The sequence below is a fragment of the Chryseobacterium bernardetii genome, from assembly GCF_003815975.1.
Classification (GTDB): Bacteria; Bacteroidota; Bacteroidia; order Flavobacteriales; family Weeksellaceae; genus Chryseobacterium; species Chryseobacterium bernardetii.
In genome coordinates this window covers 3,486,154-3,505,195 of record NZ_CP033932.1, presented here as the reverse complement: position 1 = coordinate 3,505,195, position 19,042 = coordinate 3,486,154, and the positions used below count along the sequence as shown (strand labels likewise).

Here is a 19,042-nt window from a genome sequence, read left to right as displayed (position 1 = left end):
CTCTAAAACTGCTATTTCTTCTCTTGCTTTCTATTACGCTTAATGAGATAATATATTGTAGTTGGAATCACTATGAACAGAGAAATCCCTAATGAAATTAATTCCATAATCTGCTCGTACCACAGATAAGAAAAATTAATCTCTACATAAATAAAACGCAGGATAAAAAGAAAATGAAGAGCTGCAATACAATACCAAAAGCATCCGAATGAATCAACCTCACTCTCCATTATAATTTTGAAGAAAAACACTAAACTTACTATCTGAATGAATAAAACCAATACAATCATACCACTATTGTTTTACTTCCACATCATAAAGCCCTGGGTAGCCAGATCACGGCCTTCGGGAAGATATAGGGTAATTTCAGGTGCAAAAGAGCTATTACTACCGTAAGTTAACAATAAAGCGCTCCCACCACGCAATTTAGGACGCTGACTACGATTGATAAGGCGAACAAGTTTTCCTTCTCCCATAAATTCTATGTCAAAATCTTTGATGTCCTCCACCCTGTATTCATATTTTTCAACATCATTTTTATACTCTTCTAAAAACTCTAATACATATTGTTTGTCAACATATGCGGAGGCCATTGTACGGGCATTTGAAACATAGTCCAACTTAATTAGTGAATTTAAATCTTTATTAAGATATAATTTCCCAACCATTTGATAAAATTCAACTGCTTTTTTACGCACTAATTCCTGATTTAAAGTTCTCAGATCCTGTCCTTTCGTCCATCCTTCAAATTCATAAGGAACATCAGCATCAAAAGTGAAACTAAATTCATAAGATTCCTTTCCGGTAGCTTCTTTTGTACTTACCTGTGTTGTGATTACTTTTTCATCATCAAACCCTTTTTTAGATTTATTGTCCATCATTACTACCGATATATCAACTTTAGCCTTATCCGACAGTTTGGTTGCGGGAGGCTCATTCTCCAGACCTAAATCTTTATTAATTAAATCCCCTACAGGGTACATTCTCACTTTCACCTTTTGAGGCCCAGACTTTAATATATTGCTGATTTCTGTTGGAGTTATTACATTTGACAGCTCATAATCATCATAAATATTAACATCATTAATATAAACTCTGACTAAACAGTTCTGCTTGTTTATTCTCAAATAATATAAAGGCTCTTTATCATAATGTTTAATTTGTGAACTTATTTTCTCTACAAAATTAGTCTCTGTTACATCTTTTGCTTCTGGAAAAATATATTTACTGATATCATGCATGGAATTTTCTTGTTTATGATTTAATTGCTGTTCTTTCTTCTGGCTACAACCAGATAAACTAATAGTTGCCATTAACATTAAAAATAGTTTCTTCATAGTTATTATTCTGATGGATTCTTAGTCATTTCTGAAGAGTTAAAAACTAGTTGACAAGGCTCTATTAGCATAAATTGCTTGGGTTCTTGCTTAACAACATCCTCTTCCGGCTCATCTCTTTTTGTTCTTCTTTTTACTTTATACTCATACTCTCCCGCCAGTCCCGTAAAAGCAATTTTATCTTCATGGTAAGGTTTACTATCCGCTTTAAAATAATAACGTCTTTCAATGAAAACATTCCCCTCCACTTCAAATTTCCCATCTGCTGTTATTTCTTGCATTTTTTCTTCCTTATTATTCCAGGTAAGAACATGCATTGCGCGCACCACTACTGAATTACTAACACTTCCTGAGAGTTTTAATCTTACGGTAAATGCTCCTGAAGGGGCAATACTGATTGAAGAATGATCTTTTTTACTTTCACCTTTAGCAAGAGTTATCATATTCAGGCTTTTTTCTGCATTATGAATTTTCAGCCAGAAATCCAGGTCTATATGAGCCGTAATATCTTTTTCAAATTCTGCTTCGGCGCCAAAAATCTCCTTTAAAGCGGTATCTGTTGCAAATGCCAGAAGGTTATACACTCCATCCAAAGCGGTATTGGCAACATGCAGCGGATAAGTGATTGCTCCATACCAGCCAACAACTTCTTTACCACCTTTTATTTTAGTCAGAAACATTCTGCTCACTCCCAAACCAAATCCGCCCGTTGCGGCTTTAGCCATATTAAGCGTCATTCCTACGGAAGACTTATCCAACAAAAGTTCTCCCAGGCTCTTCTTTTGTTTTACGCCCATATTGAGCAGCGGGCTGATCTTAATCCGCTCTTCCATCACCGGCTGAACTCCGATATTGGGGTCATCAGCAAAACGATATCCTCTAAAGTATGAACCTTTCATCATCTCAAGAGTATTTTTTGCCATATTTACATTTCTTGCTGTTTCAAAGGTCTTGGAATATTTAGCCAGTATATTTCCTGCCTTTTTTCCGGCATTTACTACTTTTGCCCCTTTATTGATGGCACCTGCTACTTTTCCTGCTTTCGAAATAAAATTGGCAAGAGCTGCTCCTTCAGTAAGAATAATCAGCAGCACATCAATAAGAATTTCCAGTGTAACAACTCCGGCAATCAAGGCTTTAAAGGCACCAGGATGTGTCTCAGCATAATCAATCTGTTTTGAATTCTTTTTCCCTTCTTTATCAAAATCATAATAGGCAGTGAAACCAAACTCATACCTATCTGCCATATCTTTTATGATATCAAGAATAAAATTGCGTATAAATGCAGTTCCAATTACCGGGCTAAGAATTGTTGCTGAAATACGATCTGCAATGGGGCTGTTTTTAATCCAGTCTAATTCTTCACTTAATCCCTTTACGGTTTTTATCGTTTTTTGCTGGCCAAAAAGGTAGTATTCCGGTATATACGGATCATCAAACAGGGCATGAAATCCCCACGCAACATCTGCAAATGTTTTTAAATACAAGCTTTTATGATAGCGGCAGGTTTCAACAGGTATCCTGTAATACTGTATCAAGTCTTTACTGTTGATCTCCCAGTCCATTAAAACATTTTTCAATGTAGCATAACTGGGATCTGTATTAGACATCATACTGGAAAACAGGAAATAGTTCTTTAAGAAATCCCAGCTGGTCTTTTCATCATACTGATAATTAAATGAGGGATAAATTTTAACCCTCTCATCTTCTTTTACCACCTGAACTTTGATCTGGGTATCTTCTAATGCCTGGGTATCTATTACCCTGCCTTTATGTGGAGCTTTCCTGTCCCGGACATCATGCTCAGAAAAAAAAGTCTGTTTTGTATTTTCTTCAGTATGCTGACATTCTTTGGTATTTACATTCTCAAGCCTTATGCTAAGTTCCCTGATGTTCTTACTGTCTTTAGGCGGGGCAATGGCAGAAACCAGAAATTTCATGTTCCTAAATTGTCCGTTTTGATCTTTCCGGGTGGGTTCTTTTTCATCAAAAAGTTTTACTTCCGGAGAACTTCCATACTTATAAAATACCCTTTCATATTTACATGGCTCATATTTCTGGGTGAAGTATTCCTCATCATATACCGTCACAGGGCTTATGTTAGTGATTGGTTTTTCCCACTGAGAGAGATCAAGAAACACATCAAGATATTTCTTTTTCTTATCTCCATCAAACAGCAGCAAATTGTCATAGGAAATTATAAAATACAGTTTTCCTAATGATTTATGCTTCACTTTTCCAATAAAAGACAGTGTATCAGTCGCCATATTTGCTAAAAGAATAGGCAAAAGAGATGCATAAAAACTCTTATTTTTCAAAAATTCTTCATGAGAGAGATAAAAGCCTGTTAAACTGTAAAGCTCAGTGATGGTAAAAATACTGGTAAAAAGTATTTTAGACGCTCCATCGCTTCGTTTAAAATAAACATCTATTTTCAGTGGATGTCCATACAGTCCTATTCCTTTTATATAAGCCGTACTGTTGTTATTGATCCCTACTTCATAGGCTTCTCTATCTTCTTGGCTGTTCCACCACTTTGCTTCTGTAATTCTAGGCTTGGCTACTACGGTAAGCTGTATGGAAGCCAAAACATTTCCATGTTCATCTTTAGCAGAAACAGTAAAAAGATGGGGTCTTTCATGGGATCCGGCATAGGATTTTAAAACAATAAGCTCTGCTTTATTCCCTTTTGTAATATCTCCGGTATCAAGCTGATGCCCGTTACTGAAAATCTCCCAAATAGCTTTGGAAGCAGCCGGGCTTTCTATAAGCTCCATTTCAAGGTGGAGGGAGTCTTCTCTGATCGTGTCGAAATTAACAACAATTCTGTTGTTATCCATATTATGATTAGTGACTATTATCCTGGCCATGATCCTGTCTTATATTAAAAGTTAAAGAGTGCTTTGGCCGCTGAGGCTCTGAAAGTACAGGGCAAAGCTCTTTCATCACATCCAGGTCTGCTTTTTCCATATTTTGAGGCCCCAATTCTGCAATCTGGCCATGATTAATAATTGTAATACAGTCTGTACCACCAACCGGGCAGGTGGCTTTGCTATCTTCCAGCAAAACCATTCCTCCATTGTCTTCAATAATTATTTTATCATAATACCCACTCCATTGTGTAACCACTGCTGTACAAGGAGTATTATTCTTTTTAGAACAGTTCCCAAACGTATTTTTCTCAAAAGTTGAACCTATATCTACATGGGTGGCAGTTAATTTCTGCTTGCCATCCTTATCGTTAATATAACGTCTGCTCTGGGTATTTACTTTAAGTTTATCGGGTGTTGTACCGAAATTGCACTTACAGATTGCACCCTGACAAACCAAGTGTTTTTCACTCATATTATTTTATTTGTGTTGATGGGGTGTATAAAACTCTATAATTGGTAAACCCAAATATAGAAAAAATCCAAACAGCGAACAGGATGTAGCCCTGTACACTTTATATAGTTCATTACAATTCATAAATTCCTATTTCAATTCTCTTGTGGTGGTCTTTTCCATACAATTCGATAAACCCTGTCACGGAAAAGATTCTTTTATCTGTTTCCGATATTTTAAATATCATATTGATGTCTCCTTTTACTTTATGGTCGGGATTTCTGGTAACCAAAACATCGGAAGGCGCATTCCAGAGTTCATTTTCTGATCTGTTATCGGTACAAGATCCCGTAAGACGGATTATGAAGTTATTATTCTCATTGATCCGAAGATCAGGATTTAAATTCATTTTAAATTTCACCCCCGCATGTTGTGGGAAAACAGGATAACGGTCTTCATATTCCACAGATTTCCCATGTGTATAGCTTCTGTAAACCGGGCTGTGCCAGAGTTTGAAAAAGAAACTATTCAACAGCTTATTTCCATGTACTTCTGTATTATGAAGAATTTCCTCTGCTCTGGACAGAATCTCCGTACTGGTTTCTCCCTGGTAATAATTCTCTAATTCAGGACGCAATTGCTTCCATCTTTGTTTAATCTCTTCGCTGTTAGTTACCGCTTTAAAGCTCCCATCAGTATTACAGCTGAGTTTAAGCGGATAAAAACAATGATCAATTTTAGAATAAAGCTGTTCTGCTAACCGAAAGTTGTTACTATTGTTGATTCTTAGAGAGTGTCTGTTAAATGTAGCCACATAAAGATCATTCTGAACTTCTTCTGTAATATCCATTTCAAAATCCAATACACTTGCTATTTCTTTATGGCGAAAATAGCGCTCGGTAATGCCATATTTTTTGATTGTTTTACCAATACCCTTCATCACTTTACCATTGGAATATTCAAATTTTGAGGAAACAGGAATTTCCTGTTCATAGTTCATCGGAATCAGAATATACTTAAGTTTGTCAGGCAGAACATCTCCATAAATATACTCATCCACCACTTTGCTGTGAAGGTTATGATAGTACACAAGTTCAGCAACGGGTAATCCTAATTTACCTGCAACAGCTGAAGTTGTATCTCCGGCCTTTACCTGATATTTCCTCTGTACCTGCTTCATGGCTTAATTTTTTATACCTCATCAAGTTGTGTGCATGATTCGAATCATTAATTATTTAAAATTTCTCCGGATTAAACAATACAACATTTTTTCAATAAGGCAAATGGTAATTATTAAAGTGAAACTTTATATAACTATTTACATCCACAGTGTTCCTAACAAGCCTTCAGAATAAAATCCACAAAGAAATTTCAGATATTCTCCTACCAAGATTTCTTATTTTCTGAGCCTTTTTTCATAACACCTGTTTCTTTAACATTGCAATATAGTTGCTATACAGTTCACAGACAAATGAATTGAATACAAATTAATAAATTGTAGTAATTCTACGACTTTTATTATTTTTTTTAATACTAAAATTCAATAAACATATTAAAGAATGAACAAATGTCTTGTTTTTGATGTAATTCATTCTTATTCTACTTAATTAAAAAATCATGGCGCCTTTTTCAGCAAACGCTACCTTAAAGCATGATATTCTATTATTAAAAGCTTTTGTTATTTCAGAATGTACTTATATACAAGTAACTACTGCTTGCTGATTAAAAAAAATTAAATTTTATGTGAAAATATTTTGCCATTATTTAAAAACTTCTTATATTTGCACCACTAAAAACAACGATACAATCGAAGTTTAAGGAGAGTTGGCAGAGTGGTCGATTGCGGCAGTCTTGAAAACTGTTGACTGTAACAGGTCCGGGGGTTCGAATCCCTCACTCTCCGCCAGTTGGGAAACCAAAATAAGCTAAAACGCTGTAAACATCAATGTTTACAGCGTTTTTTGTTTTAGCTCAGGTGTCAAAAAAAACCAAAATAGGTCACTATTTATATGTCCTATTTCGTGTCCCATTGATAAAATTTGAAAATGGGACATGAAAAACTTGGAAAAACCTGACCAATAGGCAGTTTAAAGAATGGACATCTTGCAAAAAGTGGTAACAAAAAGTAAATTATTAATCATTTAAAGTTATCACACGATGAACAAAACATTCAACCTGTTATTCTTTATAAAAAAGAATAAAATCAGAACAAACGGAACCGCTCCAATCTACTTACGAATCACTATTGAGGGCAAGATAGCGGATATTGCTGCTAAAAGGTATATTGATCCCCAAAAATGGGACATTAAAGCACACAAAGCGGTAGGAAATACTCAAGAGGTAAAAACATTGAATCTCTACCTTAAAACTTTAGAGCAGAAAGTTTATGATTACCATTATGAGATGCTCAAAGAGGAGAATGATGTGACAGCAATAGGTTTAAAATCTAAACTGCTTGGAACGGATAGGGAGAAAAGAATGCTCATCCCCATTTTTCAGGAGCATAATAACAAAGTGGAAGCCTTAGTTGGACAGGATTTTGCCCCTGGCACATTGGAGCGTTATAAAACATCTTTAAAGCATACGCAGGAATTTCTAAATTGGAAATATAAAATTTCTGATATTGATATTACAAAAATCGATCACGCCTTTGTTATGGATTACGATTTCTGGCTTCGTAGTGAGCGAAAATGCGCTAATAATACCGCAATAAAATACATAAAGAATTTCAAAAAGATTATGCGTCTATGTATGGCAAACGGTTGGCTATCAAAAGATCCTTTTCTGGGCTACAAAGCGAAGATCAAAGAAGTAGAACGCCCCTATCTTACAAAGGAGGAAATTCAGACGATTTATGACAAGGAATTTGCTTCGGACAGATTGAGTCAAATTCGTGATATTTTCCTTTTCAGTTGTTATACTGGCTTTGCTTATGTTGATGTGAAAAAATTATCTAAATCTCACATTAATATTGGAATAGATGGTGACAAATGGATATTTACAAATCGTCAAAAAACTGGTACTGCAACGAGAGTTCCTCTACTGCCATTAGCTCAAGAGATTATTTTGAAATATGAAGACCATCCGGAATGTGTAAATCTAAACGTACTTTTTCCTGTTCTAAGTAATCAGAAAATGAATTCTTATCTCAAAGAAATTGCTAGTATCTGTGGAATCAATAAAGATTTGACATTCCATATTGCTAGACATACTTTTGCTACTACTGTTACTTTGTCCAATGGTGTTCCTATTGAAAGTGTGAGTAAGATGCTTGGGCATACGAATATTAAAACTACTCAGCATTATGCGAAGATTCTGGATAAGAAGGTGAGTGATGATATGTGTGTTTTGAAGGGAAAACTGTAAAGTAAAAAGGAAATAAAACGGTTAGGATAGCAAAAGGTAATCAAAGATGAACTTTGAGAACTTTTCTTAATCAATCTTCAAAAAATTAAATCCCAACAAAGTTGGGATTTAAAATATTAAGAAACTAAACTTACTTTGAATCTCCGGGCTTTTATCGTGTAGTTTCAAAGCGAATGCATTGGTTTTATAAATATTATATGATGTTAATTACAAGCAAAAACTATGATAGTAGAGTTTTAAAATTTTGATTTAAGATTTTATTCAATTCCAAAATTGATATTTTTTTAATAGTAGAAATCTCAGATATTGTTGGCTGCATATTTAAGGGTATTACACTGTTTTTATCAACTCCTATAAAAGGACTGTCCGACTCTAGTAATAGTCTATCAGGAGGAATGTTTTTAATAATATTAATACCATTTTTTGATTGAGTCATTGCATAATTAATTGAAAAATAAAAACCAAACGATACCGCTTTTTCTAAATCACTGATTGATCCTGAATACCAATGTAATATCGTCTTACCTGGAAAACGATTTCCTATGATTGAAATTACTTCTTTCTCCGCACGTCTTGAATGAATTGTCAATATCTTGTTCTTTTTCTCTGCACAAGCCCCAACTATCTTCTCAAAAATCAATTTCTGACTATTAAAATCTTCTGCTGTTTTTCTTAGGTTGTCAATTCCGATCTCACCTACATATCTTGTTTCATTAAGTAATTCTTTAAACAATTCAAATTGATTGTTGAACTTATATACCAATTCAGGATGATATCCCAATGCTGGACGTATGTATTTTGAACCTTGACAAAGCTCTTTCGTTTTCATAAAAACCTGTGGAAGATTCGTTACTGCTATCGAATAGTATTTTTGGCTGTCAATAGCCTTTATAATTTCTTTTGGCTCTGCAAATAAATCTAAGTGTAAATGTGTATCGAAAAACATTAAATATCAACTAGTTAAAAACAGACTTACTTCGTCCATGCCTCTTTTGTAAACTGAAACGTATTCTTCCAGTTCTTCAGAATTCTCGTACGGGATAGGTCCTGACCTAATAATTTGCAAAGTTAATGAATGTCTACTATTAATAGCACTTAACTTTTGTAATCCCATTTTAAAAGCTCTATAGTCTGCCCCTTTTTTTATGTTCTGAAGTGGTGGCGCGTGTTTAATATCAATAGCATATTCTGTAGAAATATTTCCACTTGCATTTTCAGCTGACTGTCTTATAATACAAGGAACACAGTAACCGCAATTTAAACCAGGTCTGTTGCCTTGAAATCTACTATTTTCAGGATGTGAACAAGAAATTGTTTCCGAAATATACTGATTCAAGAATTCTCTATCTTCACATTCAATAATCATTTGACCTTTAGTTTTAAATCTATAGGGATTTACGATAGTATTCCGAATCCTTAATTTTTCAAATGTTTTATTCAATCCATCAACAAAATATGGATGTGTAGTTCTAGTACTATGACTACTTAGCCGCGATTTTGTTAAAGGAATATTCAACGAAATCAAGCCATTTTCGGGAAGAATTAATTCGATATTATCGTCCAAGCAATTTGCTGTTGCAATACCCAAAGTAATAAATAAAAAAGATCTGGCTCGAGAAGAATTTTCTTTTTCTGCTAATCCGTTTTTCTGGTTCGGTTGAACTCGAAATTTTTGAGAAGCGTAACTATTTTCTCCAAATTCATCTTTTAAAGCATTTATTAAATCGTCTTGAACTTTTTTTTCCGAGGTTTTATAATGACTTACAAAAAATGGTTTTTCGTGATTAGATAACAAATCAATTGCACCGATGAATGAATCTAACCCACCAGAAAATAAAGAAACTTTAGTAAAATTAGCAGGGTTTCTATCTTCAGGCAATTCAAAGTCTCTTGTTTCGTGGTTTTGTCTAAATACAAATTCCCATTTGTCACCGCTTAGAAAACTCAAATAAGTTGCAAAATCATCACTCACATTATTCCAAAGTTGCGGATCGTGAACAGGAAAGTCGACTACTAAATGTCTTGACCAACCTTGAAAACCATTTAATTGCCTTGATACAACTTGATCTATTGTGTAAATTCCTAAAGCAAAATGTACCAAATCATAAATGGTATTGTTTGGAACCAAGTTGAATTTTTCTAAATCTCTCATCAAATTCGCCTTAACCATTTTGTTGAGATCAGTCTGATCAAGTTGGATCATTAAATTGTTTTCTCCCCCAGGATTGACAAATTGAGTCGTATCAGAACTCTTAAGCTTTACTATAATATTTTTTGTTTTCATGATTCAAGTGTTGAATAAGCGGTTTGAAAAATTTCTTCAATCATTGCATTATTTGACTGATCACTAATGTTGAATGTCTCGACAGGAATGTCCCGATAATGCTCAAATGTCTCAGCATAAATCAAGTCTTTAACCTCTCTTTCTAGATTGATAGCATCTGTTTCTGTAACACTTCCTTTTTCTATGGCACTACCCAGTTCATACATCCACTTATTGAAAACATAATTACTTACATATTCAATAAGTGTTTCTTTGATTTGATCCAAGCTAAGGCTATCTACATTTGAGAAATCATTACCATTTTCTTGAAGCTTATTGTACAAAGAATCTAAGGTGGAAATCAAAGCATCACGCGCAATTGCTTCATCATTGGTACTTCCTGTTGGAGCAATTGCATCAGCAATTGCAAGACAAATCTCTTCTGATGACCTACCTACAAGATTATCTAAACCAAGATTTCGAAGTGCATTATTTATTCCCCCAGAAGCAATAGCGCCCAAGAAACTCGCATATTTTCCTCCTGTAATTCTACCTTGTGCTGCCGCCCTTGTTGCACCTCTTTTTCCTCCTAAACCGCTCACGTATTTTCGTCCTGCTTTCTGTATGCTGGAACCTGAAGTTGATTTTGCGATTCTGGTTAATGCACCTTTTGATTTACCCCAATCAGTTGATTGATTTGTTGGATTTTGGTTATCAGAATTGTTCTGATCCTGTGAATCATTATTTGAGGAATCATTTTCATTGGTAGAGTCATTTTCACCGTCTGAATCATTGTTTCCATCCTGGGGTACGTCTTGATTTTCCCCATCAGGTGGTGATGGATTATACCAATCGGGTAATAGTGGTGGTGATCCTTTTGGACCTCCGTTAGATGCTGATGTTCCCATAGTTTATTTAGTTTTATTCTTTACAAGATTTGCCAATCTTGTGTTGGATGATTTACTCCAGGAAGTAAATAATTGACTTAGCGATTCCTGATTTGAATCTTTCAAAAGACCTTCAGTGAGAGTAACTGCAACCAATGGTAGCTTATGATCCGGGTATTTACTCAGGAATGTAACTACCTGCGATTTTAATTCGGTTTTTTCCCTAGATAATTCAAATAATGCTTTAAAAGCTTTGCTATTAGACAAATTTTCCTCTTGTCTTACTTTTTGTGTTAAAGCTTCGAAAATTGACGCTGCTTCACTTGAAGAAAGTGAAGAGAGACTATTTATGGCAATTTTTTGAACAGCTTCGGATTCGCTTAACAATTTCTGAATAACGTCTTGTGCTTTGGGAGTCATTCGTTGAATGTTAACTGCAGATATCGTCAATTTATCTCTGGAGAAATAGAAATATGCCTGTAAATTCTCTTTGGCTAGTTTAGGCTCACTTTGAATCCATTCGGTTATCCAGTTGTCTTCCAATAATATTTTTTCTTCAGGAGTTAGGTCATTTGTTTCCCCCTCAGCGTCTTCATTACCATCCGCCGTGGGAGCTGATCCAATGTTTTCCAGTTTTTCAATTAATGTAATCTCACCATTATTTCCAGCTTGAATATCATGAAAATTAGTAAACGTTTCAGGTTTAAAATATTCGAGCAACATTAACTTCGCCAACATTCTTCTTTTCAGGGTTATGCCTTTTGCTGATGCCATACTGATTCTAATAAGCATTGTATTTAGAAATCTTTTAGCTTGTCTCGGATTACCGTTTAATCCTGTATTCAGAACTGGAATTATTTGAGAACACATGGCTATAGCATCGTCGAAATCTGTGTTGCCAGGTTGAAAGAAATCTGAGATATTACTTTGATCCAAAGTGAAATCAAATCCTTTAGTAATTTTGGCTTGCATAACCTTATCGCGGATTTTTTCAAATTCTTCAGTATTGGTTGAATACAATTGAGAGAACAATAGATTCACATAAGTGGTTAATTCTATTTTGTTCAAAGGAGGAATACGAATAGGATATTGAATCAGTTTTTCCAAGTAATCTCGTCCAACTTCAAGATTTTCTCCTGGTACTTCTGGAAACCTTCTTTTAACAGCGTATTTTATCAATCGCTCATCTGCACCGATCACAAATGCCGTTTTCTTTGTAAACAGGAAAAGCTTTATGGCTTCAAGTGTTCCGATTATTGTGTCTGGAGAACAACGGTCTAAATCATCAATAAAAACAACGATCTTCTTTATTTTCGTTTCTTCAATTAAAGCTTCAAAATTCTTATGAAACTCTTGAATATTACTTCTTAATGTATCATCTGAATCATCTGAACCCTTTTCCTGCTTTTCCTTTATATAATTTTCATAATCAATATCTTTCATTTTTGACATTGTATCAGCTAAAGACATTGCTGCTATTCCAACTGGTCCCAAGGTTAAAAAACTCATTCCATATTTTAAAGACGATCCGGCTACTTTAATCCAGTCAACACGTTTTAATAATTTCGCTGCGTATTTTATGGCTTTTTCAGAGAACTTACGCTGTGAAATTATTTCGTCTACGATTCTACCCATGAGAACCGATTTTGCATCCTCATAGCCTTCAAAAAGCCAACCATTGAATTTAATAACTAAGATATCAGAGTCTTCCTCGTATTTCTGTTCAACCATTCTCATTAAACTGGATTTTCCACCTCCCCAATCTCCATAAATACCAATACTACATGGTAATAGGTTGTCAGTATCAATAATTGTGGTAACAGCTTTTAATAAATGACTGTAGTCTATATAATCAGAAAGGGATTCATTATCGTTCCACATAAAATAAATTTTTATTCATATTCAGAGTTTAATACTCATATTTAGTCCGGAAGTAATTAAGTTCAAATAAATTTTAATCAGATATTTGACAAATTGCTAACCGGACAAACTTAGTAATTATTATCGCCCATCATTTATGGAAAACCGTAAATGTACATATTTTGTATAAAAATTGCTATTCTGTAAAATTCCACTAATTAATGTAATAAATATTAGGTATAAATACGTATTTTCTATTTGTAGTAATAATTTGATAAGAGAAGTGCTAAAAGTATTTTAAAAGTCTTTTATCATTTTGTAAAAAAAACTAATTTTCGTCAACTCAATTCTATTTATCCCCTTCTCGGAGCACTTCTGATATAGTGAAAGCAATTCTTATAATTTATGATTTAGATGGGAATGTATCAGTTACTAATTCATGTCCGCGTAATTTTCAAACTTGAAAGGAAGAATTGAAAAAGAATTTGACTATCAATTAGCGGTGTTTTGTTGAATCTTTACCGCAACAACAATCATTCGGTAGCCAGTTTAGCACAGAGATAAGGAAAGTAAGTATGGAAAAGATCTGTTATTGCAACTATATAAGCACAAGCTAAACCAGAAACTTTAAGTTCAGAAATAAAGACCATCATCAAAGGCAATACCATATGCCATTTCCGAATGGTTCACTAATTATCATGAAGGATGATCTACAGGAAAATTGGGAACATCGAATTGCAAAGTATACATTATTAATGAAAGAACGTATTAATTTGACATTTCGATTAGTAAAATAATATTGAAGGATTAATTAGTTCTTTTTTTATCACAAGCTCATTAATATATGTTATAATGCTATACATTTATTTTTTTTAACATTAATCTCTTATTGATGTAAGGTCATTCATTTTATTTAGACTGTCAGAGTCAATTTCTTCTAACGAAAGCATTTCGCAAAACAATCGTCCAATTTTAGTTATAGAAATATTTATTAAACTTATTGGGGCTGAATTATCACCACCGTCTCGTGTCGCAGGTATACTAATAAGCCCTTTTTGTTGTAAATCTCTTGTTTCAGAGATGATATCAATTGCACTGATTTCCCATTTTTCAAATCTACTAATTTGTGGATCTGAAAACTGTATAGTTTTTGTCCACTTTTCATTAAAAAGTTGCAAAATACAGAATTGTTGAAAAGATAAATTGTTAGCAGTTTTAATTAATTGATTAGCATGCGCCTTACTAATATCTGACCTGAAGCAAATATTTGCATAAAGATTTCCTAAAAATTTTATTTTCAGTTCTTCAGCTTCAGTTTGAGAGGAAATTAAAATACCTTCCAAAACTTCTTCAGACGCAGGTCGATTATTTATCTCACTACCAAAAAAATTATCATTTCTTAAAATAAGTCCTTTGTTTTCATTTTCTTTGATTCTATTAATAGCATAAGTGTAGGCTGCACCAACTCTAGTGACTTCTCTAGATCCAAGAAATCTGCTTTTTAATTCATTCCCAATTACTTTGAAAAGCTTTGTAAATATTGGACCACTTGCGCCACCAATTACTACACCACCGGGTCCAGCAATTAGACCTCCAATAATTGCGCCTCCAACTCCTCCAGATATTTCTGATCCTGTTTCGATGATTTCTTTTATTATATTTTTTTCCTTCATAGTTATTTATAATTTGATGGCTAAATTAAGCAATTGTAAAAACTTATAGTCGTCAAAAATTTTGATTCTTTTTAAATTTAGTATGTTGGATTATAGCTGAATTACAGTGATTTTTATACTATTGGATATAAGGTTTTCAACTCGGAATTTTTTATTATAAACTCAATTTCAATATTATCACTTGTTTTTCCTCGAAATGTATGTTGATCTATTTGAATTTTGTTTGTAAATGCAATAAAACATTCATTAATAAGCTTTTGTAAGCTCCAGTTTTCTGGAAAAAAACTTGACGGTTCAGATTTTTTTATCCATTTTTCTGTTCTCTCATTAAAAGCTTCGATAATACATTTCTTAATTCCTAATGTTTTATTTTCTGCAATAACCTCTATAATTCTTACTCTGTCAGATAGTAAATGAATACCAGAAACATTGTTTGATGTAAATTTTCCATTTGAAGAGTGTTGCATTATTTTATAGATGAAATTCATAAAAATATTATCTTTTAAATCAGGAAAAATAATAATGTTCTCTGCTTTCACAATGAATTTTTCTTCGAACATTTTTTGAGCTCTTTTTGGATTATTCTTAAGTAAATTTTGATAGATATTCGAGTTAGATCTTATTTCCTTAAGAGTTTTAAATGGACCTTCAAATTCTGTACTCTCTAATGGTAGTTGAGATTGAGTTTCCACAATTCTCTCACCATGAATCATATCTTGATTTTCAGAAGGTAGATATTTGTGAATATAATATGGCATCGTTTATTATTTAATTTTATAATAGGTATACTAAATTTTACTATCAAAACAGTTATTTTAACCAATCTAATTTTTTATTTGCAACTAAATTATCTTTAATTAACTTATTTATGGAATGTTCTACAGTTAATAGACCCAAGCTTGTATTACCGGTTCTTGCAATAGCCTCTAGACTCGAGATTGAATGATAATGTCTAAAAATATTAAAAATGTTTTGTTTCTTACATTTTAGTGAATTTTGAATATTTTGCAAATCAGATACATTAATAATCGTTAAAGGATTGATTTTTTGAACGTCATTATCCATCTCAATTTTCTCATCTTCTAACATCTTTTCAAATTTTTTCTTGAATGCCATTGAAGCAGATCCAGAACTAAATATGACATCATTTACAATCAAAGTTGGAAAAAGTTCTACTTTTTTATAAAAATCAAAAGAGTTGTCATTTAAAAAAAATTTATACTGATGAAAATATTTAATTGTTTTTTTAGCTAACTGTGTTAAACCATAATCTTTATAAAATTTATCAAAATCTATTTTGTCAAAATCATCTTTCGTCTTCACAGTTTTGTAACCATTAATTACCGGTAGATAATTACTTTTAGCCTCCGCGAGAATGATTTTGTTGTTTTGCCTTATGTAATAATCCGCATACTCAACTTCTGTTCTCCCGTCGATCTTTAATTTTAATTCATCAGTACACTTGAATACAATTTTTTTATTATTTTTAAATGCTTCTTTAAAAATTTCTTCGATAAATGGTTCAAAGAAATTATTACCAACAAAGTTTCCCCAGTCTGTTCTGTTGCAAATTTGATTAGGTTTTAAATAATCAAACCAAAAATCATTAATGAATAGCGAATAAGTTTTTTCTAAGAATATTTTGTTATCTAAAATCAAATATGTAATCAAGTCTTTGTGGATTTCATCAATACCTTTAAATAAAGGACTTTTTTTAATACTTAAAAATTCAAAAATTTTAAGATCATTTATATCTGGCTTTTCAAAATCATTTACTTTGCTAAAGGCATCAAGAATCTTAACAGTTGACACTTCAGTTTTCATAATATTAATGTAATTCAATTGTAGTTTTTCATCAAAACTTTTGAAATATGTATACATTATAAATTTGAAGAAATCCAATAATGAAGAAACATGAAATGTTTTGGTTAAATACTTTTTAAAGTGATAACCAAAATCTTCGTCATTTTCTAATGTTTTTAAAAATGAATACGATTTATGTGAAAAATTGATTGAATTAAGACTATGATAATATTGATTATGAGGTAATTCTTTGAACATAAAATATTCATAAAATCTATCTCCGAGCTCCTCATAGCCTGCGGAAAGATATTCTTTATCAAATAACAAAATCCTCTCGTTGACAGCTAATAGAAATTTAAAAATATACTCGCGATTTTCTATTGTATATTCTGGTGCAGATAGGACGAAATCATCAATTGATAAAATTTCTTGCAGGGCATATAAACAGGTAACCCTTGAAAATAATATATTATTTTTTGGAGTACGAAGATAGTTTTCAATGAAAAATAAACAGTTTGAATTTGTTAGATGATTTTTAGTATCTAAAAATAGTATCCTGATACATTCTATCTGCGTTTTTCTTGAGTCATCAATATAAGAACTGGTGACCGGATTGATTTTTGAATTGATTGCGACAATTGTAGCTATTAATTCCACCTTAGGAATGCCCTTTATCAGATCTAGCAGATTTTCAGGTAATTTATCTAAGTAAGCTTCAGAATATTTAATCAGATGTCCGAACATAAATGAATTTAGTTATATAATGTTAATACACTTAAAATTTGCTAATTGTTTATCTCTGATGGAAAAATTTGCTTTAATATTTCTAGCATAAACGAGGTGTTGCCCGATACCTGTTCTTTGACTTGTCTGAAATAGAATCTGCTGAACACCTCAAATGGAGTTGTACTATATTTTTCGTTTTTTGTATGCTTATGATATTCTTCTACATAGTCTTGAAGGTCTATAATGCCTTGTTTTAAAAGATCCTCATGTAGTTCAAAGTAACTAAGATTGATGAAAGTAACTTCTTTCACAATTATTTTTTCAAAACTTTCAGAACTCATTAATTGATTCAATTTTTGCTTTAGTATTTTATTTATACCCTCATACCCAAATGATGAATCAGTGTAAACTACAATGGGATAAATATTTGGTTTACCATTTTCAAATAAATAATCAAAATTTACTGTGTTTTTCTCAATATATTTTATAGCATTGTATAGCTGCTTAATACCTTTAGGATCATTGTTTTGATTTTCAAAAAACTTTCTGTCAAGCGCTGAGTAAAGGGCGTCTTTATCTGATTTTTCTTTTAGGTCACCATTTAAAAGTATGTCTTTAAATTCAATTAAAATAATTTCGTTTCCTTTTCTTAAGTAGAAGTCGCAAAGCTCATTGCCGTCATTTTTTTTTGCATCATTTCCTGACTTACGAATGTAATTAGGAAAGCATTTCTCCATTATCAGCCGGAAGTATATATCTTCCATAAATTCTTTGCCTTTTACTGATAAAAAGTTGCCTTTATAACCATTCTTTTCTATAAAAGATTTAAAAGAAAAAATCTGTGCCTTATATAATTGATCGATTAGAAAATTAATATCAAGTAATAAATATGTATAATTTTTATATTCATATAGCATTTTATTTCGTAAAGTTCTAAAGCTATTGTCAGTTTTATATGCTGAAATTGTGTCGTTAATTGTTAAACCTTGAATGTAATCTACAGCTAATGAAGGTATCAAATTACTTAATGGTATGATTTGTTTTCGCATTGCAATTGGACTATTAATTCCAACTTGTCCAAATATTGTCAGCAGATTATAAATGAGATCTTTACTGTCCTTTATATGGAGATATTTATAATATTCTTTAGTAAAATCTTTAAATTTTTCTGAATTTTCCAAGAATTCAAACAATTTGAAACATCTTGTAATTTGATTTGAAAACTCAGTTGTTGATGCATAGTCTTTTTGATATATAAAATGTGGAAGAAAAATACTTTCGATCTCTTCTTTCGAAACAGCATCTTGAATTTCGTCAGATGTAATATTAAATCTATTGCTTGTTACACTATTTAATATTAAATATGCGTCCAAAAAATCTTTAGCCTGCTCTTTACTGAAATCTTTATCAGGAAGTGTATTATAATTTTTAAATATTAATTCATAAAAGAGGAGGTTTGAATAACGCCATAAAACAATTGGCCACTCTTGTCTATCAATGTGTTTTTTTATTACTTCATCAAATTTTTCTAATGTTGGTTTACCAGCTTTGATAAGCACCTTGTTCAGTAATTGAAGCTGAATAAGGTGTGATTCAGTTCCTGTATCACTCAGATATAACTTGATATTGAATCCAGAGATATATTTTAACAGAGTTACTGATGGTATTCCTTTAATTAAACTTTCAGCAAATAAAATATCTTTTGATTCCCCATAAATTTCTTTATAATCAATAATTGTTTTAAAATTCATCCTTGTATCAAGATCTGCCATTTTGTTTTTTTTTGATTAAACTTATACGAAA

The 19,042-nt window shown here is 32.3% G+C and carries 14 protein-coding genes and 1 tRNA gene; 3 read left to right on the top strand and 12 right to left on the bottom strand.

Annotated elements, in window-relative coordinates:
- Window positions 1-302 precede the first annotated feature (302 nt).
- The 4 genes from EG339_RS15955 to EG339_RS15940 form a co-directional block, all read right to left on the bottom strand.
- The gene (locus EG339_RS15955; RefSeq protein ID WP_123870952.1) at window positions 303-1,337 is read right to left on the bottom strand and encodes a putative periplasmic lipoprotein; all 1,035 of its coding nucleotides are present in this window, start codon (window positions 1,335-1,337) and stop codon (window positions 303-305) included.
- A 5-nt stretch (window positions 1,338-1,342) separates the two neighbouring features.
- Window positions 1,343-4,207 (bottom strand): hypothetical protein, encoded by a 2,865-nt coding sequence (locus EG339_RS15950; RefSeq protein ID WP_123870951.1) that lies wholly within the window; start codon window positions 4,205-4,207, stop codon window positions 1,343-1,345.
- Window positions 4,185-4,682: a DUF4280 domain-containing protein gene (locus EG339_RS15945; RefSeq protein WP_123870950.1), complete on the bottom strand. Its 498-nt coding sequence runs from the start codon at window positions 4,680-4,682 to the stop codon at window positions 4,185-4,187. Before EG339_RS15945 ends, EG339_RS15950 begins: the two co-directional genes overlap by 23 nt.
- A 112-nt stretch (window positions 4,683-4,794) precedes the next feature.
- Window positions 4,795-5,841, bottom strand: coding sequence for a hypothetical protein (locus EG339_RS15940; protein ID WP_123870949.1), 1,047 nt, complete (start codon window positions 5,839-5,841; stop codon window positions 4,795-4,797).
- 638 nt (window positions 5,842-6,479) lie between these two features.
- On the opposite strand from EG339_RS15940, the gene EG339_RS15935 reads away from it, so the two are divergent.
- Together EG339_RS15935 and EG339_RS15930 are read left to right on the top strand one after the other, a co-directional pair.
- Window positions 6,480-6,567 (top strand) — tRNA-Ser (locus tag EG339_RS15935).
- 251 nt (window positions 6,568-6,818) lie between these two features.
- Window positions 6,819-8,027, top strand: coding sequence for a site-specific integrase (locus tag EG339_RS15930; protein ID WP_123870948.1), 1,209 nt, complete (start codon window positions 6,819-6,821; stop codon window positions 8,025-8,027).
- Window positions 8,028-8,247: 220 nt separating this feature from the next.
- Here the strand turns inward: EG339_RS15930 and qatD are convergent, their stop codons facing one another.
- From qatD to EG339_RS15910, 4 genes are read right to left on the bottom strand one after another with little or no spacing between them, the layout of a single operon-like run.
- On the bottom strand, window positions 8,248-8,973 hold the full coding sequence (gene qatD, locus EG339_RS15925) for a Qat anti-phage system TatD family nuclease QatD (protein ID WP_123870947.1): 726 nt from the start codon (window positions 8,971-8,973) through the stop codon (window positions 8,248-8,250).
- A 6-nt stretch (window positions 8,974-8,979) separates the two neighbouring features.
- Complete coding sequence (gene qatC, locus EG339_RS15920) at window positions 8,980-10,311, bottom strand: Qat anti-phage system QueC-like protein QatC (RefSeq protein ID WP_123870946.1); 1,332 nt, start codon at window positions 10,309-10,311, stop codon at window positions 8,980-8,982.
- On the bottom strand, window positions 10,308-11,198 hold the full coding sequence (qatB, locus tag EG339_RS15915) for a Qat anti-phage system associated protein QatB (RefSeq protein WP_123870945.1): 891 nt from the start codon (window positions 11,196-11,198) through the stop codon (window positions 10,308-10,310). Before qatB ends, qatC begins: the two co-directional genes overlap by 4 nt.
- Window positions 11,199-11,201: 3 nt before the next feature.
- Window positions 11,202-13,058 (bottom strand): KAP family P-loop NTPase fold protein, encoded by a 1,857-nt coding sequence (locus tag EG339_RS15910; protein ID WP_123870944.1) that lies wholly within the window; start codon window positions 13,056-13,058, stop codon window positions 11,202-11,204.
- A 647-nt stretch (window positions 13,059-13,705) separates the two neighbouring features.
- Here EG339_RS15910 and EG339_RS24790 point away from each other — a divergent pair.
- Window positions 13,706-13,834, top strand: a complete 129-nt coding sequence (locus EG339_RS24790; protein WP_378114635.1) for a hypothetical protein — start codon at window positions 13,706-13,708, stop codon at window positions 13,832-13,834.
- Between the two features lie 81 nt (window positions 13,835-13,915).
- On the opposite strand, the gene EG339_RS15900 is transcribed toward EG339_RS24790, so the two are convergent.
- The 4 genes from EG339_RS15900 to EG339_RS15885 all read right to left on the bottom strand — a co-directional run bounded on the left by EG339_RS15900 (window position 13,916) and on the right by EG339_RS15885 (window position 19,011).
- Window positions 13,916-14,710, bottom strand: a complete 795-nt coding sequence (locus tag EG339_RS15900) for a hypothetical protein (protein WP_123870943.1) — start codon at window positions 14,708-14,710, stop codon at window positions 13,916-13,918.
- Window positions 14,711-14,823: 113 nt separating this feature from the next.
- Window positions 14,824-15,468: an EndoU domain-containing protein gene (locus EG339_RS15895; protein WP_123870942.1), complete on the bottom strand. Its 645-nt coding sequence runs from the start codon at window positions 15,466-15,468 to the stop codon at window positions 14,824-14,826.
- 52 nt (window positions 15,469-15,520) lie between these two features.
- The gene (locus EG339_RS15890) at window positions 15,521-17,257 is read right to left on the bottom strand and encodes a hypothetical protein (RefSeq protein ID WP_123870941.1); all 1,737 of its coding nucleotides are present in this window, start codon (window positions 17,255-17,257) and stop codon (window positions 15,521-15,523) included.
- 41 nt (window positions 17,258-17,298) lie between these two features.
- A complete protein-coding gene (locus EG339_RS15885; protein WP_123870940.1) occupies window positions 17,299-19,011 on the bottom strand; it encodes a hypothetical protein in 1,713 nt (570 codons plus the stop codon).
- Window positions 19,012-19,042 lie beyond the last annotated feature (31 nt).